This window comes from Pseudomonas lactis, from assembly GCF_001439845.1.
Taxonomy (GTDB): Bacteria; Pseudomonadota; Gammaproteobacteria; order Pseudomonadales; family Pseudomonadaceae; genus Aquipseudomonas; species Aquipseudomonas lactis.
Map to the genome: position 1 here is coordinate 53,017 of NZ_JYLO01000005.1, position 25,112 is coordinate 78,128.

At 60.1% G+C, this 25,112-nt stretch carries 23 protein-coding genes and 1 other RNA gene; 15 read left to right on the forward strand and 9 right to left on the reverse strand.

Going from position 1 to position 25,112, the window contains the following annotated elements; translation table 11 throughout:
* Positions 1-151 precede the first annotated feature (151 nt).
* Genes TX24_RS09170 through TX24_RS09180 form a run of 3 tightly spaced genes read left to right on the forward strand, consistent with a single transcriptional unit; the run spans position 152 to position 4,628 of the window.
* The gene (locus TX24_RS09170; RefSeq protein WP_057710207.1) at positions 152-2,134 is read left to right on the forward strand and encodes an acyltransferase family protein; all 1,983 of its coding nucleotides are present in this window, start codon (positions 152-154) and stop codon (positions 2,132-2,134) included.
* Between the two features lie 59 nt (positions 2,135-2,193).
* Entirely contained in the window at positions 2,194-3,660 is a 1,467-nt protein-coding gene (gene ubiD, locus TX24_RS09175) for a 4-hydroxy-3-polyprenylbenzoate decarboxylase (RefSeq protein ID WP_003195329.1), read from the forward strand.
* Entirely contained in the window at positions 3,660-4,628 is a 969-nt protein-coding gene (locus tag TX24_RS09180; RefSeq protein WP_003195327.1) for a CDP-6-deoxy-delta-3,4-glucoseen reductase, read from the forward strand. The genes ubiD and TX24_RS09180 overlap by 1 nt, the downstream gene beginning before the upstream one ends.
* 143 nt (positions 4,629-4,771) lie before the next feature.
* Here the strand turns inward: TX24_RS09180 and TX24_RS09185 are convergent, their stop codons facing one another.
* Positions 4,772-5,254, reverse strand: a complete 483-nt coding sequence (locus tag TX24_RS09185) for a serine/threonine-protein phosphatase 2A activator family protein (RefSeq protein WP_057710208.1) — start codon at positions 5,252-5,254, stop codon at positions 4,772-4,774.
* Between the two features lie 327 nt (positions 5,255-5,581).
* Here TX24_RS09185 and TX24_RS09190 point away from each other — a divergent pair, with 327 nt between their 5' ends.
* Together TX24_RS09190 and TX24_RS09195 are read left to right on the forward strand one after the other, a co-directional pair.
* The gene (locus TX24_RS09190; RefSeq protein ID WP_003195324.1) at positions 5,582-7,969 is read left to right on the forward strand and encodes a TonB-dependent receptor plug domain-containing protein; all 2,388 of its coding nucleotides are present in this window, start codon (positions 5,582-5,584) and stop codon (positions 7,967-7,969) included.
* Positions 7,970-7,996: 27 nt separating this feature from the next.
* Complete coding sequence (locus tag TX24_RS09195) at positions 7,997-8,650, forward strand: gamma-glutamylcyclotransferase (protein ID WP_057710209.1); 654 nt, start codon at positions 7,997-7,999, stop codon at positions 8,648-8,650.
* Here the strand turns inward: TX24_RS09195 and glpT are convergent.
* Both glpT and TX24_RS09205 read right to left on the reverse strand, forming a co-directional pair.
* Entirely contained in the window at positions 8,647-9,984 is a 1,338-nt protein-coding gene (gene glpT / locus TX24_RS09200; RefSeq protein ID WP_032894604.1) for a glycerol-3-phosphate transporter, read from the reverse strand. The genes TX24_RS09195 and glpT overlap by 4 nt on opposite strands.
* A 282-nt stretch (positions 9,985-10,266) precedes the next feature.
* Positions 10,267-11,244 carry an NADPH:quinone oxidoreductase family protein gene (locus TX24_RS09205; protein ID WP_003195319.1) on the reverse strand — a complete coding sequence of 326 codons (978 nt, stop codon included), beginning with the start codon at positions 11,242-11,244 and terminating at the stop codon, positions 10,267-10,269.
* A gap of 150 nt (positions 11,245-11,394) precedes the next feature.
* Here TX24_RS09205 and TX24_RS09210 point away from each other — a divergent pair, with 150 nt between their 5' ends.
* Entirely contained in the window at positions 11,395-11,802 is a 408-nt protein-coding gene (locus TX24_RS09210) for a flagellar basal body-associated protein FliL (protein WP_003195317.1), read from the forward strand.
* Positions 11,803-12,471: 669 nt separating this feature from the next.
* On the opposite strand, the gene TX24_RS09215 is transcribed toward TX24_RS09210, so the two are convergent.
* Positions 12,472-12,921, reverse strand: a complete 450-nt coding sequence (locus TX24_RS09215) for an EVE domain-containing protein (RefSeq protein ID WP_034134028.1) — start codon at positions 12,919-12,921, stop codon at positions 12,472-12,474.
* Between the two features lie 195 nt (positions 12,922-13,116).
* Here TX24_RS09215 and TX24_RS32135 point away from each other — a divergent pair, with 195 nt between their 5' ends.
* Positions 13,117-13,266: a hypothetical protein gene (locus TX24_RS32135; protein ID WP_010207387.1), complete on the forward strand. Its 150-nt coding sequence runs from the start codon at positions 13,117-13,119 to the stop codon at positions 13,264-13,266.
* 12 nt (positions 13,267-13,278) lie between these two features.
* Here the strand turns inward: TX24_RS32135 and TX24_RS09220 are convergent, their stop codons facing one another.
* The 4 genes from TX24_RS09220 to TX24_RS09230 all read right to left on the reverse strand — a co-directional run bounded on the left by TX24_RS09220 (position 13,279) and on the right by TX24_RS09230 (position 14,698).
* A complete protein-coding gene (locus TX24_RS09220; protein WP_003195311.1) occupies positions 13,279-13,908 on the reverse strand; it encodes a 5-formyltetrahydrofolate cyclo-ligase in 630 nt (209 codons plus the stop codon).
* Between the two features lie 57 nt (positions 13,909-13,965).
* Positions 13,966-14,144: non-coding RNA, 6S RNA (ssrS, locus tag TX24_RS30605), on the reverse strand.
* Positions 14,145-14,174: 30 nt separating this feature from the next.
* On the reverse strand, positions 14,175-14,492 hold the full coding sequence (locus tag TX24_RS09225; RefSeq protein WP_003195308.1) for a cell division protein ZapA: 318 nt from the start codon (positions 14,490-14,492) through the stop codon (positions 14,175-14,177).
* Positions 14,489-14,698, reverse strand: coding sequence for a TIGR02449 family protein (locus TX24_RS09230; RefSeq protein WP_003177365.1), 210 nt, complete (start codon positions 14,696-14,698; stop codon positions 14,489-14,491). Before TX24_RS09230 ends, TX24_RS09225 begins: the two co-directional genes overlap by 4 nt.
* 138 nt (positions 14,699-14,836) lie before the next feature.
* Here TX24_RS09230 and TX24_RS09235 point away from each other — a divergent pair, with 138 nt between their 5' ends.
* The 8 genes from TX24_RS09235 to gcvH all read left to right on the forward strand — a co-directional run bounded on the left by TX24_RS09235 (position 14,837) and on the right by gcvH (position 23,808).
* Positions 14,837-15,394: a YecA/YgfB family protein gene (locus TX24_RS09235; protein WP_003195306.1), complete on the forward strand. Its 558-nt coding sequence runs from the start codon at positions 14,837-14,839 to the stop codon at positions 15,392-15,394.
* Positions 15,395-15,414: 20 nt separating this feature from the next.
* Positions 15,415-16,737 (forward strand): Xaa-Pro aminopeptidase, encoded by a 1,323-nt coding sequence (gene pepP, locus TX24_RS09240; RefSeq protein ID WP_003195303.1) that lies wholly within the window; start codon positions 15,415-15,417, stop codon positions 16,735-16,737.
* Positions 16,734-17,921: a 2-octaprenyl-6-methoxyphenyl hydroxylase gene (gene ubiH / locus TX24_RS09245; protein WP_057710210.1), complete on the forward strand. Its 1,188-nt coding sequence runs from the start codon at positions 16,734-16,736 to the stop codon at positions 17,919-17,921. Before pepP ends, ubiH begins: the two co-directional genes overlap by 4 nt.
* A gap of 60 nt (positions 17,922-17,981) precedes the next feature.
* Positions 17,982-19,199 carry a 2-octaprenyl-3-methyl-6-methoxy-1,4-benzoquinol hydroxylase gene (locus tag TX24_RS09250; protein WP_164692219.1) on the forward strand — a complete coding sequence of 406 codons (1,218 nt, stop codon included), beginning with the start codon at positions 17,982-17,984 and terminating at the stop codon, positions 19,197-19,199.
* Positions 19,200-19,361: 162 nt separating this feature from the next.
* Positions 19,362-20,366, forward strand: a complete 1,005-nt coding sequence (locus TX24_RS09255) for an extracellular solute-binding protein (protein WP_014720404.1) — start codon at positions 19,362-19,364, stop codon at positions 20,364-20,366.
* 150 nt (positions 20,367-20,516) lie between these two features.
* Complete coding sequence (locus TX24_RS09260; RefSeq protein ID WP_057710211.1) at positions 20,517-22,133, forward strand: ABC transporter permease; 1,617 nt, start codon at positions 20,517-20,519, stop codon at positions 22,131-22,133.
* Between the two features lie 156 nt (positions 22,134-22,289).
* Positions 22,290-23,372, forward strand: coding sequence for a glycine cleavage system aminomethyltransferase GcvT (gene gcvT / locus TX24_RS09265; RefSeq protein WP_003195295.1), 1,083 nt, complete (start codon positions 22,290-22,292; stop codon positions 23,370-23,372).
* 52 nt (positions 23,373-23,424) lie between these two features.
* Positions 23,425-23,808 (forward strand): glycine cleavage system protein GcvH, encoded by a 384-nt coding sequence (gene gcvH, locus TX24_RS09270; RefSeq protein WP_057710212.1) that lies wholly within the window; start codon positions 23,425-23,427, stop codon positions 23,806-23,808.
* A gap of 130 nt (positions 23,809-23,938) precedes the next feature.
* On the opposite strand, the gene TX24_RS09275 is transcribed toward gcvH, so the two are convergent.
* Positions 23,939-25,081 (reverse strand): DegT/DnrJ/EryC1/StrS family aminotransferase, encoded by a 1,143-nt coding sequence (locus TX24_RS09275; RefSeq protein ID WP_003195291.1) that lies wholly within the window; start codon positions 25,079-25,081, stop codon positions 23,939-23,941.
* Positions 25,082-25,112: the final 31 nt, after the last annotated feature.

Sequence of the window (25,112 nt, forward strand, 5' to 3'; positions counted from 1 at the left end):
CGTTTCAGGTCCAAAAAAATGGCGTCCTTAATGGGGCGCCATTTTTTTTGCGTCGAGATTCTGCGATTTTTGTGGCATAAGTATCCGTTAAGTAACAAAAATTGACGCGTGACTTCGCTCATCCCTTTCGTCGCAGACTGACCACATTCTTATGACCACCCTTGCTTACCGCAGAGACATCGACGGCCTGCGTGCCATCGCTGTCCTTGCAGTCGTGTTGTTTCACTTTGGTGTACCTGGCATTACTGGCGGTTTTGTTGGCGTTGACGTGTTTTTCGTCATTTCCGGCTTTCTGATCACGTCAATTATTTGGCGTCAGCGTCAGGCCGGCCGCTTCAGCTTCATCGACTTCTGGGCCCGCCGCGCCCGCCGTATCTTGCCGGCCCTGTTTGTGATGATCGCGGCGACGCTGGCAGTGGGTTGGTTTCTGTTGGCGCCCAAGGACTATGAAGAGTTGGGGCGGTCTGCGCACTATCAGGTGACCTTTACCTCGAACCTGCTGTTTTCACGCCAGCACGGCTACTTTGATGCCTCATCCGACATCAAGCCATTGCTGCATACTTGGTCGCTCGCAGTAGAAGAGCAGTTCTATATTTTCTTCCCGTTACTGCTGACCTTGCTCTCCAGTCGCTTGAAGCACTGGCGCCTGGCATTGTTCGCGGTGCTGCTGGTGTCATTTGGCATGAGCGTCTGGGCGGTTCAGCATGAGCCGCAGAAAGCTTTCTTCCTGTTGCACCTGCGGGCCTGGGAACTACTGGCCGGTGCGATGCTGGCGGTGCAGCCCAAGCGTGAATGGCGCGCCTCGCCGGCCTTGGCTCAAGGGGTCAGCCTGGCTTCCCTGGCATTGATCCTCATCGCTGTATTGGGTTACGACGCGAAAACGCCGTTCCCAGGCGCGACCGCGTTGTTGCCTGTGCTGGGTGTGGTCGGGTTGATCTGGGCCAACGGTCAGCAACAGACCTGGGTCGCTCGCCTGTTGGGCACGCGGATCATGGTGGGCATCGGGCTGATCTCTTATTCCTGGTACCTCTGGCACTGGCCGGTATTCGTGTACGCCAACTATGCCGCGGTGGATGGCTTGAGCGCGCTGGAACTGGCGGGGCTGATGCTGCTTTCGCTGGTGCTGGGCTATCTGTCCTGGCGTTTCGTGGAAACGCCGTTTCGGGAAAAACGTTTGCTGGCTTCGCGTAAGGCGATTCTGGCGTCAGCCATGGTCGGCATTCTGGGGCTGGGTTTCACTGGCCTTGCGATACGCGAAGCTGACGGCGTGCCTTCGCGCTTGTCCGAACAGGCGTTGCGTTTTGCCCAAGCCAAGAAGTGGAGCCCGGACCTGCTGGCGTGCATGGCCGACAAAGATACGCCCGATGAACGCTTGTTCTGCCATTTCGGCCCCAAAGGCCAATCGGTTTCAGCGTTGGTATGGGGTGACAGCCACGCCACCGCGCTGATACCGGCACTCAAAGAGGGCGCTGATCGCCACGATATCAGCCTGGTCGAAGCCAGTTTTGCCGGCTGTATTCCCCTCGATGGCCTGGAAAATATTGCCCGCTGCGCGCATTTCAACCGTCGCGTCGAGAAGGCCATGGCTGAGCAGACGTTCAGCGATGTGGTGTTGGCCGCCCGCTGGAGCCTGTATGTGTATGGGCAAATGTCCGGTGACAAGGAGCATGCGCTCAAGGACCCTGGCACCGGCCAGTATGTGCGTGCCGTCGCCGAACAACGCTTTGCCCAGGGCCTGCGCGAGCGCATCCAGGGCTTGCGCGCTGCCGGGCACAAGGTCTGGCTGGTCAAGGAAGTGCCGCTGCAGGAAATCATCGTGCCTTACCGTCTCAGCCGCCTGGCCATGATGAACCGGCCCGTGGACGGTGAAGGGCTGGCCGTGGCCGAGCATGTGAAGCGCCAGGCCTTTATCACGCACTTGTTTGATGAATTGGCGGCTGCCGACAGCGGTGTCGCGGTGCTGGACCCCGCGCCATTGCTGTGCGGCGCCGATGGGTTGTGCCGGGTCGAACTCTATGGCCGCGCGCTGTATACCGACGATAACCACCTTTCAGACGTCGGTGCGCGACACATCGAAGCCTTCCTGGAGCCGTTGTTCAGTTCCTTGCAATCACGCGGATTGACGGCCAATTAAGCTGCCAGCCGCCCTCAGAGCAGGTAGGATGTACGCCTATTTTACGGGTGGCATGGTTAATGAAATTCAAGGATCTTCGGGATTTCGTGCAGCAACTTGAGCAGCGCGGAGAGTTGAAACGTATCCAGATGCCGATTTCTCCGGTGCTGGAAATGACTGAGATTTGCGACCGTACCTTGCGCAACAAGGGCCCGGCGCTGTTGTTCGAAAACCCGACCGGCTTTGATATCCCGGTGCTGGGCAACCTGTTCGGTACTCCCGAGCGCGTGGCCTTTGGCATGGGCGCCGAGTCCGTCAGCGAACTGCGTGAGATCGGCAAGCTGCTGGCTTTTCTCAAGGAGCCCGAGCCGCCCAAGGGCTTGAAGGACGCTTGGTCCAAGCTGCCGATCTTCCGCAAGATCATCGCCATGGCCCCCAAGGTGGTCAAGGACGCGGTATGCCAGGAAGTGGTCATTGAGGGCGATGATGTCGACCTGGCCATGCTCCCGGTGCAAACCTGCTGGCCCGGCGACGTCGGCCCGTTGATCACCTGGGGCCTGACCGTCACCAAGGGCCCGAACAAGGACCGCCAGAACCTCGGTATCTACCGTCAGCAAGTCATTGGCCGTAACAAAGTGATCATGCGCTGGCTGAGCCACCGCGGCGGCGCCCTCGACTTCCGCGAGTGGTGCGAGAAGCATCCCGGCAAGCCGTTCCCGGTTTCCGTCGCCCTGGGTGCTGACCCTGCGACCATCCTCGGCGCAGTGACACCCGTACCTGACAGCCTCTCCGAGTACGCCTTCGCCGGCTTGTTGCGCGGTAATCGCACGGAGCTGGTGAAGTGCCGCGGTAACGACCTGCAAGTGCCGGCCACCGCCGAAATCATTCTTGAAGGCGTGATTCACCCTGGTGAAATGGCCGATGAAGGCCCGTACGGCGACCACACCGGTTACTACAACGAAGTCGACAGCTTTCCGGTGTTCACCGTCGAGCGCATCACCCATCGGGTCAAGCCGATCTACCACAGTACCTACACAGGCCGTCCGCCCGATGAGCCGGCCATCCTCGGTGTGGCGCTCAACGAAGTGTTCGTGCCGATCCTGCAAAAGCAATTCCCTGAGATCACCGACTTCTACCTGCCGCCCGAGGGCTGTTCGTATCGCATGGCCATCGTCACCATGAAGAAGTCGTATCCGGGGCATGCCAAGCGGGTAATGCTCGGTGTGTGGTCGTTTTTGCGACAGTTCATGTACACCAAGTTCGTTATCGTCACCGACGACGACATCAATGCCCGGGACTGGAACGACGTGATCTGGGCCATCACCACGCGCATGGATCCCAAGCGCGACACGGTGATGATCGACAACACGCCTATCGACTACCTCGACTTCGCGTCGCCGGTATCGGGCCTTGGCTCAAAGATGGGCCTGGATGCCACGCACAAATGGCCGGGCGAAACCACGCGTGAGTGGGGCCGGGTGATCGTCAAGGATGAAGCCGTCACGGCGCGGGTCGATGCGATCTGGAAAGAATTGGGAATAGATTGATGCGTGTAACCCTGCAACCTTCCGGTGCTGTGCTGGAACTGGCCCCTGGCGAGCGAATCCTCGAGGGCGCCCGTCGCCTGGGCTATGAGTGCCCTCAGGCCTGTCGCAATGGCGTGTGCCATGTCTGCGCGGCGTTGCTGGTGGAGGGCCGGGTACGCCAAGCCGGGGAAGTGCGCGATCATGGTGAGTTCTACACCTGCATCGCCGAGCCCCTGGAAGACTGCATTGTGTTGTGGGATGGCGTACTGGCGCCAGGAGAGTTGCCGTTGCGCAAATTGTCATGCCAATTGATCGAGTGCGTGGAAGTCGGCGGCGATGTCTGGCGTGTGCGCCTGCGCGCCCCGGCCGGTAAGGCGGTGCGTTACCACGCCGGGCAATACTTGATGCTCGAACGGGAGAACGGCGAAAAGTCGGCGTTTTCTCTGGCTTCTGCGCCCCATGCCGGGCGTGAGTTGGAGCTGCATGTGCTGGTGCGCGAAGACAGTGCGCGCAACCTGATCGAACAATTGCAGCGCAACCAGATGGCTCGTGTGGAACTGCCGTTCGGTGACACCCACCTGGCCGAGTTGCCGGACGGGCCGCTGGTGCTGATGGCCGCCGGTACCGGTATGGCGCAGATGCACAGCCTGATCGAGCACTGCCGCGCTTCGGGTTTCAAGCACCCGGTGCACCTGTATTGGGGCGTACGGCGCCCGGAAGATTTCTACCAGATCGAGCACTGGGATCAGTGGCTGCAATTGCCCAATCTGTTCCTGCACAAAGTGGTCAGCGACCTGTGTGGCTGGGAAGGGCGCTGCGGTTTGCTGCATGAGGTGGTGTGCGAAGACATTGCCGACCTCAACACGGTACATGTCTACGCCAGCGGCTCACCGGCGATGATTTATGGCACCTTGGATGCATTGGTCGACGCCGGTATGGATGCTCACCGGATGCGCGCTGACGTGTTTGCCTACGCCCCAAGGCCCTGAGCGGAGTAAAAAAACTCTCGGTTAAACATCCATCAAACTGTGGGAGCGGGCTTGCTCGCGAATGCGTTGTACCAGTCACCGGATGAGTTGGCTGACCCACCGTATTCGCGAGCAAGCCCGCTCCCACATTGGGTGGTGTTCGCTCAGAATCGTAACCCCGTCGTCACCATCGCTGCATTGAACCCCAGCAACACCAACTCCGCCGCGACCGGTCCGTAGTGGGTACCCACGGATGGAATGATCACTGGCGCTACGCCAAAACGATTCAATGGGATCTTGTCGCGATACTCGCCGCGATAGCCCTGGATCAGCCCGCCGGTCAACTTCGCATACACCGGATAGTCGGCCATGTCATAGCGCTTGCCCGCATAGGCGTAGTACGAGCGTTGGCGGAACGAGTTGCGAAAGGTCACCCCGCCATACACCAGGCCCGACGCCTCATTGCGCTCCAGGCCGATCAAGTCCTGCTTGTTGTTGTGTTGCGGGTCGGGTGCAAAGTGCCGGGTGTAGATGCTGGTCTGGGCGTACCAGAAGCCTTTGTCGTCAGTGACCGTTGGCGTTTCGCTAGCCAGTGCTGTGGTGGCCTGGGCAAGCAATAGCAGGCCAGGCAATCGAAATTTTTTCATGGGCGACCTCGGTAGTCGATTTGATGAGCGGCTAAGTGGGTCGTTATAGGCGCGTCAGTTTGACGGCTTGGCACCCGCCCAGGCTGAACCGGGGCTGAAAGTACCGGGATTAGCCGCGTGGATCCTGACGAATGGGCGAGTGTGCTTATGCTTTTGCTTATTCTTTTAAGGTATTTATTCTGGTTGATGAATATCTTTAAGCTATATCGCAACGGACTACCGACTTCATCGACCATAACCAGATACTGACCGCCACCGCCCGCCAGCCGGATCGATCGTACGAACTTCGCGCATTGCAGTTCTATTTTTGATTCAAAGGGGAGCGGTATGGGCAGCTACAGGAAACACGCGCTATACACGGCGATTTTGTCGGCAAATTTGCTGACCGTTGTGGGATTCAATCCAGTTCTGGCAGACGAAACTTCTGCGGTTGATGCACCTAAACTCGACACCGTGATCGTCACCGGCACCCGCGCCCAAGAGCGCACCGCCAGTGCATCGCTGTCGCCAATCGACGTAATCTCCGGTGAAACCCTGCGCAGCACCGGCTCCGATGAGCTGGGTGCCGTATTAGCGCGCCTGATTCCGTCGATCAACTTCCCCCGACCAAGCCTGGTGGACGGCGCCGAACTCGTGCGTCCGGCGCAGTTGCGCGGCTTGTCGCCGGACCAGGTATTGGTACTGGTCAACGGCAAGCGTCGCCATACCAGTGCCTTCGTCAATCTGGGCGGTGCGGTTGGGCGCGGTTCGGCTCCGGCAGACTTGAATGCCATCCCGCTGTCGGCGGTGGACCATATCGAGGTGCTGCGCGACGGCGCTTCTGCCCGTTACGGCTCCGATGCGATCGCCGGGGTGATCAACGTGATCCTCAAGCACGCCGACCATGGCGGCTCGGTTTCCAGCAAGTTTGGCGAGTACAAAAAGGGTGACGGCATCCAGCGTAATGTCAGCGGTAATACGGGCCTGGCATTGGGCGACAATGGCTTTATCAACCTGTCTGCCGAAGGCGCCGACAACGATTACACCAACCGCGCCGGCAACGACTACCGCCCCGGCAGCATCGGCTCTACTACTTACGGCCAGCGTGTGTTCCGCCAAGGTGAGCCGGCCACCAATGAAGGCAAATTCCAGTTCAACTCGGAGTATGCCTTCAACGATGCCGCCGAGTTCTACACCTTCGGTGGCTACAGCAAGCGGCGCGGTGAAACGGCAGCCTTCTACCGGGCAAGCAACGCGTCCAACAACATCAAGGCGCTCAACCCCAACGGCTACCTGCCACTGATCAAAGGCAACCTGGAAGACACCTCGCTGGTGGTGGGCTTGCGCGGCCTGCTGGCCTACGACTGGCATTACGACTTGTCGGCCAACTACGGCAAGAACCAGTACGAACTGGGGACTGAAACCATCAACACCTCACTGGGCCTGGCGACGCCGCGTAAATTCAATAACGGCACACTGAGCAACGATCAGAAGCAAGTCAGCCTGGACCTGTCCCGTGAATTCGATGTGGGCTTTCTGCCGTATCCGGTCTCTGTGGCGTTCGGCGGTGAGTACCTGCATCAGGGCTATGAAATCGAGGCGGGCGAGCCCGCGTCCTATTACCAGACCGGCAGCTCCGGCCTGGGTGGTTTCCGCGATGCCGATGCCGGTACCAGCACGCGGCATAACTGGGCGCAGTACCTGGACCTGGAAACCAACTTCACCGAAAAGCTCAGCGCCTCGGCTGCCGTGCGCCATGAGGATTACAGTGACTTTGGTTCCAACGTCAGCGGCTCGCTGTCGGCCCGCTACGACTTCACCCCCCAGGTGGCCGTGCGCGGCAGCATCTCCAACGGTTTCCGTGCGCCGTCCCTGGCCCAGCAGAATTTTGCCTACACCTCATCGCAGTTGATCGGTAGCACCATCCAGGAAGCCGGCACCTTCCCGGCCAACAGTCAGGTCGCGCGCCTGCTGGGTGCCGAAGACCTCAAGGCCGAAAAGTCGCGCAACTACAGCCTCGGCCTGGTGCTCGAGCCGGCCGATGACCTGACCGTCACGCTCGATGTGTACCGCATCGACATCCGCGACCGCATCAGTCTGTCGTCCAACCTCAATCTCAACCCGGCCACGGTGGCCTACCTGCAAGCCAATGGCGTCGGCAATATCAACTACACCACGGCCCGTTACTTTACCAACGCCACGGACACCAGCACCGATGGCGTCGATCTGGTAGCCAACTATCGCTACCAGCTCGATAACGGCATTCGCTGGAACAGTACCGTGGGCTACAACTACAACCACACCAAAGTCACCGACGTGAAAGCCAACCCCGCGATTCTCGACAGCCTGGGGGCCAACCTGGTGCGGGTGGACCGCCGCGAGCGTATCGGTTTGCTGGGCGATACCACGCCCCAGCACAAGCTGAGCCTGGGCAATGACTTCACCTTCGGTAATTGGGCGCTGCACACTAACCTGGTGCGCTATGGTGAGTTCACCAGTTATCAGACGGACAAGGTCAACGATCAGACCTTCAAGGCCGCCTGGGTGCTGGACCTGTCGGCGGATTACAAGTTGAAGAACTGGACCTTCACCCTGGGTGGCGACAACGTCACCGATAAGTACCCGGAGAAGGTTAACGCCTTCGCCAGCAGCGGCGGCAACCTCGCCTACAGCACTTTTTCGCCGTACGGTTACAGCGGCGCGTTCTATTACGGTAAAGTCGCTTACAACTGGTAACACACAGGAGGCGCACCGCTTTTCGCCATGACCGCCATTGAAACCGATCTTCTGCAATTGGCTTACCCTCCGCGGCTCGATCTGGGGCCGCAACTCACTCACGAACAATTGATGAGCTCGATGCAAGCCACCATGGCTCGGCACAAGGGTGGGCCGGTGTGGCTGTTTGCGTATGGTTCGCTGATCTGGCGCCCTGAATGCTCGTCGACCGAGCGGGTGCGTGCACGGGTTCACGGTTATCACCGTGGCTTGTATTTGTGGTCACACGAGCATCGCGGTACGCCGGAGCTGCCGGGGCTGGTGTTTGGGTTGGATCGCGGTGGTTCCTGCAGCGGCTTTGCCTACCGCTTGCCGGAGGACCAGTTGGAGGCCTCGCTTTACGCCCTGTGGCAACGCGAGATGCCTTACCCCTCTTACCGGCCGCACTGGCTCAGCTGCCGATTGCAAGATGGCAGTACCGTGCAGGCGTTAGGGTTCGTGCTGGAGCGGCATTTGCCCAGCTATGCCGGCAACTTGCCCGATATCGTGCTTAATCATGTACTGCAAAGCGCTTGCGGGCGTTACGGTACGACTCGCGATTATGTCGAGCAGACCGTGAACGCCCTGCGTAGCCACGCCATGCCAGATAAAAACCTGGAGGCGCGGCTCAAGCGTTGTGCCAAGGATTGCCTGGGCGGTTAACGCGCCGAGCTGACACTGTTGGTGTGCCACAGCGTAGGGATCAGGAACGCGATCGCCAGTACGCAGGCGCTGATCAACAGTACAAAGCCGCCGTCCCAGCCGAAATGGTCAACCGTGTAGCCCATGGCCGCACTGGCCGCTACCGAACCGCCCAGGTAACCGAACAAACCGGTGAAGCCTGCTGCGGTGCCGGCGGCTTTCTTCGGAGCCAGTTCCAGCGCCTGCAGGCCGATCAGCATCACCGGGCCGTAGATCAGGAAGCCGATGGAGAACAGCGCAATCATGTCGATCATCGGGTTGCCGGGCGGGTTGAGCCAGTAAACCAGGGTTGCCACGGTCACCAGGGCCATGAACACGATGCCGGTCAGGCCGCGGTTGCCACGGAAGATCTTGTCCGACATCCAGCCGCACAGCAGCGTGCCCGGAATGCCCGCCCACTCGTAGAAGAAGTACGCCCAGGACGACTTATCGACCGTGAAGTGCTTGGCTTCTTTCAAATAGGTCGGCGCCCAGTCCAGTACGCCGTAGCGCAGCAGATAGACAAACACGTTGGCGAAGGCGATGTACCAGAGCATTTTGTTGCGCAGCACGTACTTGACGAAGATTTCCTTGGCACTGAATTCGTCTTCGTGGCTGGCGTCGTAACCTTCTGGGTAGTCGTTCTTGTACTTCTCGATAGGCGGCAGGCCCACCGATTGCGGAGTGTCGCGCATGGTGATGAAGGCAAACGCCGCCACCGCCAGGGCCACGGTGGCCGGCACGTAGAACGCCGCGTGCCAGTCGTTGAACCAGGCCATGCCCAGCAGGAACAGCGGGCCGATCAGGCCGCCGCCGACGTTATGCGCCACGTTCCACACGGAGACCACGCCGCCGCGTTCTTTCTGCGACCACCAATGCACCATGGTCCGCCCACTTGGCGGCCAGCCCATGCCCTGGGCCCAGCCGTTGATGAACAGCAAAATGAACATCATGGTCACGCTGGACGTTGCCCAAGGTGCGAAACCGAAAATGAACATCACCCCCGCCGAAACCAGCAGGCCAAAGGGCAGGAAATAGCGCGGGTTGGAGCGGTCGGACACCAGGCCCATCAGGAATTTGGACAAGCCGTAGGCAATCGCAATCGCCGACATCGCCAGGCCCAGTTCGCCACGGGTGTAACCCTCGTCGATCAGGTAAGGCATGGCCAGGGAGAAATTTTTACGCAGCAGGTAGTAGCCAGCGTAACCAAAGAAAATACCCGCGAAGATCTGCCAGCGCAGTCGTCGGTAGGTACTGTCTATTTTTTCTTCAGGCAGGGGCGCCTGATGTGCGGCAGGACGAAAGAAAGCAAACATTCAAGAGCTCCAAATTTCTTGTTTTGACTGCGGATGCGAATGTTACAGTTTCGTTACCGAAAATAGCATCGCCTCTTATCCGCAAACACAGGAAACGCGAGCAATTGCATGTTCTTTTACGAACATGTCGCTAATAGATAAGTTGTGGTCGTAACGAATTCCTCGGAGCCAACACAGATCAACTGTGGGAGCTGGCTTGCCTGCGATGGCGCTAGGTCAGACACCACATCAGCACCTGTCAGACCGCTATCGCAGGCAAGCCAGCTCCCCACTGACCCCATGTCAGCGGGTCTGGACGACGACCTTACCCACCGCCTTGCGCTGCCCCAGGTCATTGATCGCCTGTGCCGCCTGTTCCAGCGGATACACCTGCGACACCAGCGGCTTGAGCTTGCCCTCGCCATACCAGGTGAACAACTGCTGGAAATTCGCCGCATTGTCCTGCGGCTGGCGCTGGGCAAACGAGCCCCAGAACACCCCGACCACCGCTGCGCCCTTGAGCAACGCCAGGTTCACCGGCAGTTCAGGAATACGCCCGCTGGCGAAACCCACCACCAACAGCCGGCCATTCCAGGCGATCGAACGAATGGCCTGGTCAAACAGGTCGCCACCCACCGGGTCGTAGATAACATCGGCGCCATTGCCATCGGTCAGGCGCTTGACCTCATCCTTGAGACTGGCTTCGCTGTAGTTGATCAGCTCATCGGCGCCGGCCGCCTTGGCCACTGCGAGTTTATCGGCGCTACTGGCAGCAGCAATCACCCGGACGCCCATTGCCTTGCCAATCTCTACGGCAGCCAGGCCCACGCCGCCGGACGCGCCAAGCACCAGCAGGGTCTCGCCGGGCTGCAAATTGGCGCGCTGTTTCAGCGCATGCATGGAGGTGCCGTAGGTCATGCTGAAGGCGGCGGCGGTGTTGAAGTCCATGCTCGGCGGGATCGGCAGCACGTTATAGCCGGGCACCGCGACCTGCTCGGCAAAGCTGCCCCAGCCCGTCAACGCCATCACACGGTCGCCGACTTTCAGGTGACTGACTTTTTCACCCACTTCACTGACCACGCCCGCCGCTTCGCCACCGGGTGAGAACGGAAAGGGCGGCTTGAACTGGTATTTGCCTTCGATGATCAGCGTGTCCGGGAAATTCACCCCGGCCGCATGCACGTTCAACAGGATTTCATTCTTCTTGATCGCCGGGCTGGCGATCTCTTCCAGCACCAGGGTTTCGGCGGGGCCGAAGGCTTTGCACAGCACAGCTTTCATCGGACTATTCCTTTTGGCGTCGTGGCCGATAAGTGTAGGAGGGTACGCCCGTGGGTCAACGAGCATGCCCACGCCTGATAAGCCCCCATAAGCTTGTGCTCAGCCTTGCTAGCGTTATGCTACCCGGCAACCGAATTCGAGGAATGAACTGTGAAAGCGTGGATCCTGTTGATGCTGGCCCTGACCTTGCCGATGGCAGCCCAGGCCGAAGAAGCCAAAGAGGGCGAGGCGCCGAAGGTCAGCTATATCAGCCTGAGCCCGCCATTCGTGGGCAATTACGGCCTGGATGGCACCGCGAAACTCAAGGTCTACAAGGCCGACATTGCCCTGCGCGTGACCGGTGAAGAAGCGGCGAAGTTGGTCAAGGCCAACGATCCGTTGATTCGCAACCAACTGGTGGCGCTGTTTACCCAGCAGACCAACGAGACCATGAGCAGTGTGGAAGGCAAGGAAAAGCTGCGTCAGGAAGCGTTGAAGCAAACGCAGCAGGTGATGAACGATGAAACCGGCAAGCCGGTGGTGGAAGATTTGTTGTTCAATAACTTGATTATTCAATAAGTGCAGATTAACTAAGCCTGCGGCTAGTTTGCCGGCCGCAGGCGATAGGCGCTTTCAAATGGGCAGAGTTATGACTTTCCGATCGGTTGCGCTGGGGCCTCCCGATATTGCCTGGAAAATGAAAAAAACAGTAAAGGTTCTAGAGGTTGTTTCATCCTCCGAGCCCCAACTCTTCCATGTATTTATATCTCTTGGGAGTACCTCTAAGGGGCTTACCCCAGATAGTTCGATGCTAAATTTCGAATATTCCGGTGGGTATGACGCTCCTAGAAAGTATCTTAAAGTCCTCACTAAGATTTTCGACGAGCCTGGTACAAGAGAGTACTCAAGTTCGATCTTGCCACTGAACCGCCATGGGGCGTACCCGCCTTCTACCGTCATCTTGGTTGGTGTGGTGCTTGGGGCGCTCGCAGTAATGTGTTCAGTTTTTTCAACGTCTTTATCCAACTTCGGTATGTCCGTCATGATCAATCTCCGTTAAGTAAAAAGCATAAAAATTTGCCACTACTCCAATTCTGTCGGTAGCCAATTTCTATGCAGTCATTAGACTTCGTGGAGATGAAGCTTTCTACTGTCATAAGTAACAGTTTTTTATATTCTTTTTTAAATTTCTAATGTCTTGTTATAATTATTTCTCTCCGATGGACGTCAGCACTTGATGTCGCTCAGCTAAAGAATACTGATGATCGTCGCCCACTGGTCGGGCGTAACGGCCATGACCGAAAGCCGGCTGCCTTTTTGCACCAAAGGCATCTCGGCCAGCGCGGGCTGCTGTTTCAGGTAGCCCAGGCCCAGCACCTTGGGAAAGGTTTGCACGTGCGCGACGTCGATTGCGCTCCACGGGTTTTTCTCCGTTGTAGCCTTGGCGTCGAAATAGTGGCTTTCTGGTTCCAGTGCAGTGGGGTCCGGATAGGCGGCCCGGATGATTTTGCCGATGCCGGCAATCCCTGGCTCCGGGCAACTGGAGTGATAGAAGAAAAACTCGTCCCCCACGGTCATGGCGCGCAAAAAGTTGCGTGCCTGATAATTGCGAACCCCGTCCCAGCGCGCTTCGCCGAGCTTTTCCAGACCGTTGATGGAGAGTTCGTCGGGCTCGGATTTCATCAGCCAGTAGGCCATTTTTGGGCTCCTGAAAAAGGCGTTGGGTAAGTTGTCGGGCAATCCCGTGACAAACCGACAGTCGGTTGGCGTCAAGGTTTGCGTGTTGGTTCACGTTACCGCAGAATGCGCGCTTTTAAGCTTGACGCAGCTGCAACGGACTACTTTGGAACGTTGTTGTCATCGTGTACGAGGTGCCTGAAAGGGGGGCAATCGATGCAACGTAAGCCGGATTTACTATGGATTTTGGTTATTTTGTTTGGTCTGGGCGTTGTGACCACCGGTTATGCCCAAAGCCTGTGGTCGAACAAGACCGATGCACCGGTTGAACTGGCTCAGCAGCAGCCACAACCGTTCAAGCGTTAACTCAAGCATTCACTAAGGCGCCGCCGTTTCCAGCGGCGTTTGTGCGACATACCACTGCTTATCAGTCACCGTTCCCACCAACGGCACATCCCAGCTTGCCTGCGCCAGGCGTTCGACTTTCTGACATTCGTGGGCCAGCCCCAGCAGCGTAGGCTTGCGCCAGCTCTGGCGGCGGGCAAGATAGGCCAGGCTGCGGTCGTAGAACCCGCCGCCCATGCCCAGGCGCCCACCCACATCATCGAACCCCACCAGCGGCAACAGCACCAAATCCAGCGCCCAGACCTGGCGTTGGCGGCGGGCATTGACCCGTGGCTCAAGGATGCGAAAGCGGTTGGGCAGCAACTTATCCCCAGGGCGTACGCGCTGGAACACCATCTTGGTGCGCGGCCAGGCGCTGAGCACCGGCAGGTAAGTGGCTTTGCCGCGGCGCTGGGCTGCACGCAGCAGCAGGCGCGGATCGATTTCACCGTCCGTGGGCAGATATAAAGAGATATGTTTGGCCCGGCGAAACAGTGGGTGCTGTGCCAGTTGCCGGTAAAGACCGTGAGCGGCCTGGCGCTGCTCGCTTGGCGTGAGGGCGCGGCGGGCCTTGCGCAACATGCGTCGAAGGTGCGGACGAGATAGCGGCGCAGGTTCGGTCATGGTTTTGGGCTCATAAAACAATGCCAGTCCGGAGACTGGCATTGAGTTTGGGAATTCAGGCTCCCCGACAGAGCCGCTGTCGACTTAGCCCTTGAACCCGAAAGTTCAAGGTGGAAGAAGCAGTAGGCTTTAAGGCTTTCCGTCTAGCGGACATGCACACCAGCCCAACGTGCAACTTCCAGGGTAGTGCGAATCGGCTCAGGGACATCGCCGACTGGCAAACACGCCAGGGAGTGGGGCGAGTATACCTTAAACCTGCTCGGCAATCAGCCCTTGGGTGTGTCTGAATCGGTGGAAAGCACCAGATCCACGCGATCGAGCAGGTCACGCACCTGCTCGCGCGTCGAGCCGCTGGCCTGCACGTCAGGGCGGTCCTGCTTGTGCAGCAGGTCGTGGGTAATATTCAGCGCGGCCATTACGGCGATGCGGTCGGCGCCGATCACTTTGCCGCTGCTGCGGATTTCGCGCATCTTGCCGTCCAGGTAGCGGGCAGCGCTCACCAGGTTGCTGCGTTCTTCCTGGGGGCAGATGATCGAATATTCTTTGTCGAGGATCTGCACGGTAACGCTATTGCTTGAACTCATGAGTCTTGCTCCAGGGCCTTCAGGCGCGAAATCATCGATTCGACCTTACGCCGGGCGATTTCGTTTTTTTCAATGAGGTGAGCGCGTTCCTCGCGCCAGGTCTTTTCCTGAGCTAATAGGAGTCCGTTTTGACTCTTAAGTTGCTCGACCCGATCAATTAGCAGTTCGAGTCTGGCCATCAGCGCTTGCAGGTCGGTGTCTTCCATTGGGTTCCACTGGATTTGTCTGATGAATGGCAACTGCAGGATAAACGATCTGACGCCCTCGATAGTCTTGGTGCGTCTGCCGGTGCTAGGATACAGCGCTCCATTCTAGACATTGCGCCGTCTGGCGCCTAGCTCACCATGCCCATTCAGAACTCCCCGTACGATGCTTTTTCCAAACTGCTGAGCACCAGCGGCCATCCATGCTCGCCTGCTGAACTGCACGGCGTGCTGTTGGGCCGCAGTTGCACCGGTGTCGGCTTTGATGCCGACAACTGGCTGGCCGATGTGGCCGAGCTGCTGGAAATCGAACCCACCGACAATGTGCGTAACGCGCTGATCGGCCTGCAAGAAATGGTCAAGGGCGAGCTGACCGGTGATGACGTCACCGTGGTCCTGCTGCTGCCCACCGACGACGCCCCGCTGGCTGATCGCGCTGCCGCGCTGGGCCAATGGTGCCAGGGTTTCCTCCACGGTTTCGGCGTGAATGCCGGCGGCCTGGAGCTGAGCACCGACGCCAAGGAAGTGCTGCAGGATCTGGCGGCCATCTCCCAGGTGCAAGACGCCCTGGAAGAATCCGAAGACGGCGAAGGCGACTACATGGAAGTCATGGAATACCTGCGCGTCGCGCCGCTGCTGCTGTTCACCGAGACCCGCAAGTCCGCTGAGCCCGCCGCGCCCAAGCCGTCGCTGCACTGAGAAAGGAAGCCCATCTGCCCATGATCCATATCCCCAAAGCGGAATACACCCGGCGCCGCAAGGCGCTCATGGCGCAGATGGAACCCAACAGCATCGCGATCCTGCCGGCCGCCGCCGTGGCCATCCGCAACCGTGATGTCGAGCATGTTTACCGCCAGGACAGCGATTTCCAATACCTGAGCGGTTTCCCCGAGCCCGAAGCGGTGATCGTGCTGATGCCCGGTCGCCAGCACGGCGAGTACGTGCTGTTCTGCCGCGAGCGCAATGCCGAGCGCGAATTGTGGGACGGCCTGCGTGCCGGCACCGAGGGCGCGATTCGCGACTTTGGCGCTGACGACGCATTCCCCATTACCGATATCGACGACATCCTGCCCGGCCTGATCGAAGGTCGCGACCGCGTGTACTCGGCCATGGGCAGCAATGCCGAGTTCGACCGGCATGTGATGGAGTGGATCAACGTGATCCGTTCCAAAGCGCACCTGGGCGCCCAGCCGCCGAACGAATTCGTTGCCCTGGATCATTTGCTTCACGATATGCGCCTGTATAAATCGGCGGCAGAAGTGAGGGTGATGCGCGAGGCGGCGCGAATATCCTGTGCAGCCCATGTACGGGCGATGCAGGCCAGCCGTGCCGGCCTGCATGAGTTCAGCCTGGAAGCCGAGCTGGATTACGAGTTTCGCAAAGGCGGTGCGAAAATGCCGGCCTATGGCTCCATCGTCGCCGCTGGGCGCAACAGCTGCATCCTGCATTACCAGCAGAATGACGCGGTGCTCAAAGACGGCGACCTGGTGCTGATCGATGCTGGGTGCGAGATCGATTGCTACGCCAGCGACATCACCCGTACCTGGCCGGTCAATGGCAAGTTCTCGCCCGAGCAGAAGGCGATCTACGAGATTGTGCTGGCCTCCCAGGAAGCCGCCTTCAAGCAGATCGCGCCGAACAAACATTGGAACCAGGCCCACGAGGCGACCGTGCAGGTCATCACCGCCGGCCTGGTAAAGCTGGGGTTGTTGCAAGGTGACGTTGACGAACTGATCGCCAGCGAAGCCTACCGCGCCTTCTACATGCACCGTGCCGGCCACTGGCTGGGCATGGATGTGCATGATGTGGGCGAGTACAAAGTGGGCGGTGAATGGCGCGTGCTGGAAGTGGGCATGGCCTTGACCGTGGAGCCGGGCATCTATATTTCCCCGGACAACCAGAACGTGGCAAAGAAATGGCGTGGCATTGGCGTGCGCATCGAGGACGACGTGGTAGTGACCAAGCAAGGCTGTGAAATCCTGACCGGCGGCGTGCCCAAGACCGTTGCCGAGATCGAAGCGTTGATGGCGGCTGCCCGATGAGCCGGGTCAACCTGGCGATTATCGGCGGCGGCCTGGTGGGCGCCAGCCTGGCTCTGGCATTGCAAGCGGGGGCCAAGGCGCGGGGCTGGAAGATCGTGCTGATCGAACCCTTTGCACCGGGCGACGGCTACCAGCCGAGCTACGATGCGCGCTCTTCCGCGCTGTCGTTTGGCGCACGCCAGATTTACCAGCGGCTGGGCCTGTGGCAAGCCATTTCCCAGCGCGCCGAGCCGATCAAGCAGATCCACGTGTCGGACCGTGGGCGTTTCTCCACCGCGCGCTTGTCCGCGATGGAGGAGGGCGTGCCGGCCCTGGGTTATGTGGTGGAAAACGCCTGGCTCGGCCAATGCCTGTGGCAAGGCTTGGACAAGGACGTGGTGAGCTGGCGCTGCCCGGCGGAAGTCACGCGTATGGAGCCGCTGCCCGATGGCTATCGCCTGACCCTCAACGATGAAACCGTGCTGGAATGCGACCTGGCGGTACTGGCCGATGGCGGCCGTTCCGGCTTGCGTGAGCAACTGGGCATTGGCGTGAAAACCCGGCCCTACAACCAGAGCGCCCTGATCGCCAACATCACCCCGAGCGAAGCTCATAATGGCGAGGCGTTCGAGCGCTTTACCGATGAAGGCCCCATGGCCTTGCTGCCGCTGCCGGACAACCGTTGCGCGCTGGTCTGGACCCGCATCGGCATGGACGCTCAGCGCCTGGCCAGCCTTGACGAGCGTAGCTTCCTGAGCGAGTTGCAGAGTGTGTTCGGATATCGCCTGGGCACTCTCAAACAAGTGGGTGCCCGTCACCTGTACCCGTTGACCCTGGTGGAAGCCGAAGAGCAAGTGCGCTCGCACCTGGCCGTTCTCGGCAATGCCGCCCACAGCCTGCACCCGATTGCCGGGCAGGGGTTCAACCTGTCCCTGCGCGATGCCAGTGCCTTGGCCGAAGCCCTGTTGGCCGGGCCGGACGTGCCGGGTGACCTGGCGACGTTGCAAGGCTATCGCGAGCGCCAGCGCCTGGACCAGCAACTCACCGTAGGCTTCTCCGACCAGGTCACGCGGCTGTTTGGCAGTGCTCAGCCATTGGTGGCGCTGGGCCGCAATATGGGCTTGCTCGGCCTCGACCTGTTGCCCCCGGCCAAACGCTGGTTCGCCCGTCAGGCCATGGGCCTGGGCACTCGTTCCGATGTTTGAAGCGGACCACACCTTTACTTGCGGCCTGTGCCGCACACGAGACAAGGCTTGAATATGGACATGCGCGCAGATGTGCTGATTGTCGGGGCTGGAATGGTCGGAAGCGCCCTGGCGCTGGCGTTGCAGGGCAGTGGCCTGCAGGTGCTGCTGCTCGACGGCAGCCCGTTGAGCGTCAAGCCGTTTGAGCCGGCTGCGGCGTTTGAACCGCGGGTGAGCGCGTTGTCGGCGGCCAGCCAGCGCATTCTTGAGCGCCTGGGCGTGTGGGACGGCATCGTAGAGCGTCGTGCCAGCCCCTACGGCGAAATGCAGGTATGGGACGGTAGCGGTACCGGGCAGATCCATTTCTCGGCGGCCAGTGTGCATGCCGAGGTGCTTGGGCATATCGTCGAAAACCGCGTGGTGCAGGATGCCTTGCTTGATCGCCTGCATGACTGCGACCTCGGCCTGCTGGCCAACGCACGCCTGGAACAGATGCGCCGCTCTGGCGATGACTGGTTGCTGACCCTGGCCGACGGCCGCAAGCTGCGCGCACCCCTGGTGGTAGCCGCCGACGGTGCCAACTCCGCCGTGCGCCGCCTGACCGGTACACCTACCCGCGAATGGGATTACCTGCATAACGCCATCGTCACCAGCGTGCGCAGCAGCCAGCCGCACCAGCGCACCGCGTGGCAACGCTTCACCGACACCGGCCCGCTGGCGTTCCTGCCGCTGGTGCGCGATGGGCAGGAAGACTGGTGTTCGATTGTCTGGTCGACCACGCCCGCTGAATCCGAGCGCTTGATGGCGCTGGATGATGAACGCTTCTGCCGCGAACTGGAACGTGCCTTCGAGGGGCGCTTGGGCACTGTGATCAGTGCCGACCCGCGTGTGTGCGTACCGTTGCGCCAGCGCCATGCCAAACGTTATGTGGCCGAAGGCCTGGCGTTGATCGGCGACGCCGCCCACGTCATCCACCCGTTGGCAGGGCAGGGCGTGAACCTGGGCTTCCTCGATGCGGCCGTGCTGGCCGAAGTGCTGCTGGCCGCGACCGAGCGCGGCGAGCGCCTGGCCAATGTGAAAGTGCTGAGCCGTTACGAGCGACGTCGTATGCCCCACAACCTGGCGCTGATGGCGGCGATGGAAGGCTTCGAACGCTTGTTCCAGGCCGATCAACTGCCGCTGCGCTGGTTGCGCAACGCGGGTTTGAAAATCGTTGACCAGATGCCCGAAGCCAAAGCCGTGTTTGTGCGCCAAGCATTGGGATTGACAGGCGATCTCCCCGAACTCGCCAAACCCTGACCTGACAATACAACCCTCTGTGGGAGCCGGGCTTGCCCGCGATGAGGCCGTCAGCTCCAGCGCATATTCTGGCTGTGCAACATCTGGTAACGCCTCCACCAAGCGTTACCAAATGTGAGTCCTTATCATTTGCCCTCCATTTGCAAATGAGAGACCGCACCCATGTTGGCACCCAAGCGCCTCCTGACTGCCCTGGCACTCACCCTGATCGGCAGCACCACCGTGCAGGCGGCCGATGAAGTCGTGGTCTACTCCTCGCGTATCGACGAACTGATCAAGCCCGTGTTCGACGCCTACACCAAAAAGACCGGCGTACAGGTCAAGTTCATCACCGACAAGGAAGCCCCGTTGATGCAGCGCATCAAGGCCGAGGGCGAGAACGCCACCGCCGACCTGTTGCTGACCGTTGACGCCGGCAACCTCTGGCAGGCCGAGCAGATGGGCATCCTGCAACCGTTCACCTCTCCTGTGATCGACAAGAACATTCCTCTGCAATATCGCTCATCGGCCCACGCCTGGACCGGTTTGAGCCTGCGTGCGCGCACGATCGCCTATTCCACCGACCGGGTAAAACCGGGCGATCTGACCACCTACGAAGCCCTGGCCGACAAGCAGTGGGAAGGCCGCCTGTGCCTGCGCACGGCGAAAAAAGTCTATAACCAGTCGCTGACCGCCACGTTGATCGAAACCCATGGCGCGGCCAAGACCGAAGAAATCATCAAGGGTTGGGTGAATAACCTGTCCACCGACGTGTTCTCTGATGACATCGCCGTGCTGGAGGCCATCAACGCCGGGCAATGCGACGTGGGTATCGTCAACACCTATTACTACGGTCGCCTGCACAAGCAGAAGCCAGACCTGGCGGTGAAGTTGTTCTGGCCGAACCAGGGCGACCGCGGCGTGCATGTGAACCTCTCCGGCATCGGCCTGACCCAGCACGCGCCGCACCCGGAAGCGGCCAAGGCGCTGGTGGAGTGGATGACTACGCCTGAGGCACAGAAGATCTTCGCCGACGTCAACCAGGAATTCCCGGCCAACCCGGCGGTACCGCCATCGGCGGAAGTGGCGACCTGGGGCAAGTTCGTGGCCGATACCTTGCCAGTGGAAGTGGCGGGCAAGCGCCAGGCCGAAGCGATCCGCCTGATGGATCGCGCTGGCTGGAACTGAAGCTGCGCCGCTCAACTGTGGGAGCTGGCTTGCCCGCGATTGCATCACTTCGGTATCACTGATACACCGAGGTGCTTGTATCGCAGGCAAGCCAGCTCCCACATTGGTTAGTGGCCGCTTCAACATTTTTATTTTTCTGAGAGCTTTTCCTTGGCCCACCCCGCCCAACGTCGCTGGTACCTGCCGGTTTTCAGCGTCGCCGCCCTGGCGCTGTTGCCGCTGAGCGTGCTGCTGCTCTCCTGGCAAAGCATCGATCCACAGATCTGGTCGCACCTCTGGGACACTCAGATGCCCCGCTTGCTTGGCAACACCTTGACCCTGGTGCTCGGTGTCGGCCTGGGCGTGACGCTGCTGGGCGTCAGCCTGGCCTGGCTGACCAGCCTGTGCGAGTTCCCCGGGCGGCGCTGGCTCGACTGGGCACTGATGTTGCCCTTTGCAATCCCTGCCTATGTGCTGGCCTTCGTGTTTGTGGGCCTGCTGGATTTTGCCGGCCCGGTGCAAACCCTGCTGCGCGAGTGGTTCGGCACGGGTCTGCGTTTGCCACGGGTACGGTCCACCAGCGGCGTGGTCATCGTGCTGGTGCTGGTGTTCTATCCCTATGTCTACCTGCTGGCGCGTAGCGCGTTCCTGGCCCAGGGCAAAGGCTTGATGGAAGCGGCGCGGGTGCTGGGGCAATCGCCATGGCAAGCGTTTTGGCGCGTGGCATTACCCATGGCGCGCCCAGCGATTGGTGCCGGTGTAGCCCTGGCGCTGATGGAGACACTCGCGGATTTTGGCGCGGTCTCGGTGTTCAATTTCGACACTTTCACCACCGCTATCTATAAAACCTGGTACGGCTTTTTCAGCCTGTCCAGTGCCGCGCAGTTGGCCAGCTTGTTGCTGCTGGTAGTGATGTTGGTGCTGTATGGCGAGCGACGCGCGCGCGGGGCCAGCCGACCGAGCAATGAGCGCCCGCGGGGCAAGGCGTTGTACCACCTGCGCGGATTCAAGGCAGTGGCGGCCAGCGCCTGGTGCGGTCTGGTTTTCGCCTGTGCGTTCGTGATTCCGATGCTGCAACTGGTGACGTGGTTCTGGCAGCGTGGCCGCTTCGACCTCGATGAGCGTTACACCGGGCTGATCATCCATACCCTCTACCTGGGCGGGATCGCAGCCCTGATCACGGTCAGCGTGGCATTGATACTGGCGTTTGCCAACCGTCTGGCGCCGACCCGTGCGATTCGCTCCGGTATCAGCCTGGCCAATGTCGGCTATGCCTTGCCGGGCTCGGTGCTGGCGGTGTCGATCATGTTGGCGTTCAGCTACTTGGACCGCGAGCTGGTGGTGCCGCTCTCCGGCTGGCTGGGCGGGGCGGGCAAGCCTTTGCTGCTGGGCAGCCTGTCGGCACTGGTGCTGGCATACCTGGTGCGATTCCTGGCGGTGGCCTACGGGCCGCTGGAAAACAGCCTGGCGCGCATCCGTCCGTCATTGCCTGAAGCGGCACGCAGCCTTGGGGTGAGCGGCCCACGACTGTTTTGCAAAGTGTATCTGCCGTTATTGCTGCCGGGCACGTTGAGCGCAGCGCTGCTGGTGTTTGTGGATGTGCTCAAGGAAATGCCGGCCACCTTGCTGATGCGCCCGTTTGGCTGGGACACCCTGGCGGTCCGCATCTTTGAAATGACCAGTGAAGGCGAATGGGCGCGGGCGTCTTTGCCGGCGCTGACCCTGGTGCTGGTCGGCTTGTTGCCGGTCATCGGGCTGATTCGTCGCTCGGCTCGGCAAATCGGTTAGGTGCCAGTCCTACGGCTTGAGGCTACAATGCGCGGCATTCGGTGCGCTCCGTCTTTCGGATCGACCTGCTGTATGTGGCTGCGGGCCTTGTAATACAAGGTGTTCGGCGCAAGTGGCAGCTCTGCGCGCCTTCGCCAAGCCCGGAAGGAGAAACCCATGGGACAGCGTACGCCTCTGTATGACCTGCATCTCGCCCTCGGCGCGAAAATGGTCGATTTTGGCGGTTGGGATATGCCTTTGCATTACGGCTCGCAAGTTGAAGAACACCATCAGGTGCGACGCGACTGCGGGGTCTTCGATGTATCTCATATGACCGTGATCGATGTCACCGGCCCCCAGGCCAAGGAATGGCTCCAGTACCTACTGGCCAATGATGTCGACCGACTGCACGGCTGTGGCCGAGCGTTGTACAGCGCCATGCTCAACGAGCAGGGCGGGGTGGTGGATGACATGATCGTCTACCGCACCGAAACCGGTTACCGCTTGGTGGTCAACGCCGCCACGCGTGACCAGGACATGGCCTGGATGCAGGCGCAACTGGGCAGCTACTCAGTGCAACTGCATGAGCGCTCCGAGTTGGCCATGCTCGCCATCCAAGGCCCCCACGCCCGGCAGAAAATCGCCGAACTGGTGACCCAGTCCCGTGGCATCCTGATCCATCAGCTCAAACCCTTCGAAGGCCGGGCCGACGGCGACTGGTATATCGCCCGCACCGGCTATACCGGCGAAGACGGCCTCGAAATCGTGCTGCCGGCCGATCAGGCACCGGGCTTTTTCAACGACTTGGTAGGCGCTGGCATTTCCCCCATCGGCCTCGGTGCGCGCGACACCTTGCGCCTGGAGGCCGGCATGAACCTGTATGGCCAGGATATTCACCAGGCCGTCTCACCCCTGGCGGCCAACATGGCCTGGAGCATCGCCTGGGAACCTGTCGAGCGTAACTTCATTGGCCGCGCCGCGCTGGAAGCAGAAAAGGCAGCCGGCGTGCAGTTCAAACTGGTGGGGCTCGTCCTCGAAGAACGGGGTGTGCTGCGCGCTCATCAGGTGGTTCGTATCGCCAATGTTGGCGAAGGAGAGATCACCAGTGGTAGTTTCTCGCCTACGCTAAGCAAATCCATTGCGCTGGCGCGTGTGCCGACGGCGACTGCCGACCGGGCCGAAGTGGAAATCCGCGGCAAGTGGTATCCGGTTCGAGTGGTCAAGCCGACCTTCGTGCGTCATGGCAAAACCCTGATCTAACCAATTCCGGCAGGCCAAAGGCCGCTGACATTTCATCTTGAGGACACAGACTATGAGCAATATCCCTGCCGACCTGCGTTTTGCCGAAAGTCACGAATGGGCCCGTCTGGAAGCTGACGGCACCGTGACCGTCGGGATCTCCGACCATGCACAGGAAGCTTTGGGTGATGTGGTGTTTGTTGAGTTGGCAGAGGTGGGTGCCAATTTTGAAGCGCAAGGCCAGGCGGGTGTGGTTGAGTCGGTGAAAGCAGCCTCGGATATCTACTCGCCGATTGCCGGCGAAGTGATTGCTGTCAACGAAGAGCTGAGTGGCAGCCCTGAGCTGCTGAACTCTGACCCGTACGGCACCTGGATCTTCAAGCTCAAGCCAAGCGACAAGGCCGAGCTGGACAAGCTGTTGGATGCCGCCGGCTACAAAGCCGCCATCGGCGAATAATCGCAATAGTTACAACGACACAAATCAATGTGGGAGCTGGCTTGCCTGCGATTGGATCACCCGGGTATCACCGATACACCGAGGTGCCAGCATCGCAGGCAAGCCAGCTCCCACAGTTGATTTGTTGTGATCAGTCTCTTTTCAATACAGCTTTAACCGCCGCTACAGCCCGCTCCACATCCGCCTCTGTCATCGCCGTGAACATTGGCAACGACACGATCAAACGCCCAACACGCTCTGCCACCGGGAACATGCCTTCCTTGAAACCCTGTGCCCGATACAGGCTCAGCAGGTGGATCGGCGGGTAGTGATAGCCGATACCCACGCCGTGGGCCTGCATCTGTTCCATGAACGTTGCACGGGCTGGCAGGCCATCCTGGCGCTCCGGCAATACCAGTTGGAACAGGTGCCAGTTGCTGTTTTCGAAGTCGGCCGGTGGCAGTTGCGCGCCGTATTGAGCTTCGAAATCGCTGCCGAAGCATTTGAAGTAATGCCGTGCCAGGTTCTGACGATGGGCGGTGATCTTCTCGATGTGCGCAAATTGCCCCAGGCCGATGGCGGCGGCAATGTCGGTCATGTTGAACTTGCCACCCAGCACATCCACATCCAGGCCATCGAAGCCGCTGCGGGTGACGCCTTGCAGGCGGTACTTCTCTGCCAGACGGGCCTCCTCGGCATTGTTCAACACCAGGCAGCCGCCTTCGGACGACGTGATGTTCTTGTTCGCCTGGAAGCTGAAGGACACGAAGTCGCCGGTTGCGCCGATGCGTTCTCCATCCCAGCTGGAACCCAGGGCCTGGGCAGCATCTTCGACAATGCGCAGGTTGTACTTGTTGGCCAGCGCATAGAGCATCGGCATATCCAGGGGCAAGCCGGCCAGGTAGACGGGGATGATCGCCTTGGTGCGCGGGGTAATCGCGGCTTCTACCTGAGCCAGATCGATATTGCGCGTCACCGGGTCGATGTCGGCGAAGACGGGAGTGGCGCCGACTTCGAGAATCACGTTGGCCGTGGCAACCCAGGAGATTGGCGTGGTGATAACTTCATCTCCAGGCCCGATCCCGGCGATGCGCAAGGCGATCTCCATGGTGCAGGTGCCCGAGTTGAAGGTGCGCACCGGACGTCCGCCAAAATACTCCGACAACTGTGCTTCGAACGCCTGCACCTTCGGCCCGCTGGTGATCCAGCCGGAACGCAGAACATCGCCGACCGCCGAGATGGTGGCTTCATCAATGGTCGGTTTGGAAAACGGCAGGAAGGGCTGTTGGCTCATGACGAAGAAGGCATCCGTTTCAGGTAGGCAA

What these genes read in the sequence shown, in the direction of transcription:
- TX24_RS09170 (WP_057710207.1), top strand. Translation starts at nt 152, where the DNA reads ATGACCACCCTTGCTTACCGCAGAGACATCGACGGCCTGCGTGCCATC.
- ubiD (WP_003195329.1), top strand. Translation starts at nt 2,194, where the DNA reads ATGAAATTCAAGGATCTTCGGGATTTCGTGCAGCAACTTGAGCAGCGC.
- TX24_RS09180 (WP_003195327.1), top strand. Translation starts at nt 3,660, where the DNA reads ATGCGTGTAACCCTGCAACCTTCCGGTGCTGTGCTGGAACTGGCCCCT.
- TX24_RS09185 (WP_057710208.1), bottom strand. Translation starts at nt 5,254, where the DNA reads ATGAAAAAATTTCGATTGCCTGGCCTGCTATTGCTTGCCCAGGCCACC.
- TX24_RS09190 (WP_003195324.1), top strand. Translation starts at nt 5,582, where the DNA reads ATGGGCAGCTACAGGAAACACGCGCTATACACGGCGATTTTGTCGGCA.
- TX24_RS09195 (WP_057710209.1), top strand. Translation starts at nt 7,997, where the DNA reads ATGACCGCCATTGAAACCGATCTTCTGCAATTGGCTTACCCTCCGCGG.
- glpT (WP_032894604.1), bottom strand. Translation starts at nt 9,984, where the DNA reads ATGTTTGCTTTCTTTCGTCCTGCCGCACATCAGGCGCCCCTGCCTGAA.
- TX24_RS09205 (WP_003195319.1), bottom strand. Translation starts at nt 11,244, where the DNA reads ATGAAAGCTGTGCTGTGCAAAGCCTTCGGCCCCGCCGAAACCCTGGTG.
- TX24_RS09215 (WP_034134028.1), bottom strand. Translation starts at nt 12,921, where the DNA reads ATGGCCTACTGGCTGATGAAATCCGAGCCCGACGAACTCTCCATCAAC.
- TX24_RS32135 (WP_010207387.1), top strand. Translation starts at nt 13,117, where the DNA reads ATGCAACGTAAGCCGGATTTACTATGGATTTTGGTTATTTTGTTTGGT.
- TX24_RS09220 (WP_003195311.1), bottom strand. Translation starts at nt 13,908, where the DNA reads ATGACCGAACCTGCGCCGCTATCTCGTCCGCACCTTCGACGCATGTTG.
- TX24_RS09225 (WP_003195308.1), bottom strand. Translation starts at nt 14,492, where the DNA reads ATGAGTTCAAGCAATAGCGTTACCGTGCAGATCCTCGACAAAGAATAT.
- TX24_RS09230 (WP_003177365.1), bottom strand. Translation starts at nt 14,698, where the DNA reads ATGGAAGACACCGACCTGCAAGCGCTGATGGCCAGACTCGAACTGCTA.
- TX24_RS09235 (WP_003195306.1), top strand. Translation starts at nt 14,837, where the DNA reads ATGCCCATTCAGAACTCCCCGTACGATGCTTTTTCCAAACTGCTGAGC.
- pepP (WP_003195303.1), top strand. Translation starts at nt 15,415, where the DNA reads ATGATCCATATCCCCAAAGCGGAATACACCCGGCGCCGCAAGGCGCTC.
- ubiH (WP_057710210.1), top strand. Translation starts at nt 16,734, where the DNA reads ATGAGCCGGGTCAACCTGGCGATTATCGGCGGCGGCCTGGTGGGCGCC.
- TX24_RS09250 (WP_164692219.1), top strand. Translation starts at nt 17,982, where the DNA reads ATGCGCGCAGATGTGCTGATTGTCGGGGCTGGAATGGTCGGAAGCGCC.
- TX24_RS09255 (WP_014720404.1), top strand. Translation starts at nt 19,362, where the DNA reads ATGTTGGCACCCAAGCGCCTCCTGACTGCCCTGGCACTCACCCTGATC.
- gcvT (WP_003195295.1), top strand. Translation starts at nt 22,290, where the DNA reads ATGGGACAGCGTACGCCTCTGTATGACCTGCATCTCGCCCTCGGCGCG.
- gcvH (WP_057710212.1), top strand. Translation starts at nt 23,425, where the DNA reads ATGAGCAATATCCCTGCCGACCTGCGTTTTGCCGAAAGTCACGAATGG.
- TX24_RS09275 (WP_003195291.1), bottom strand. Translation starts at nt 25,081, where the DNA reads ATGAGCCAACAGCCCTTCCTGCCGTTTTCCAAACCGACCATTGATGAA.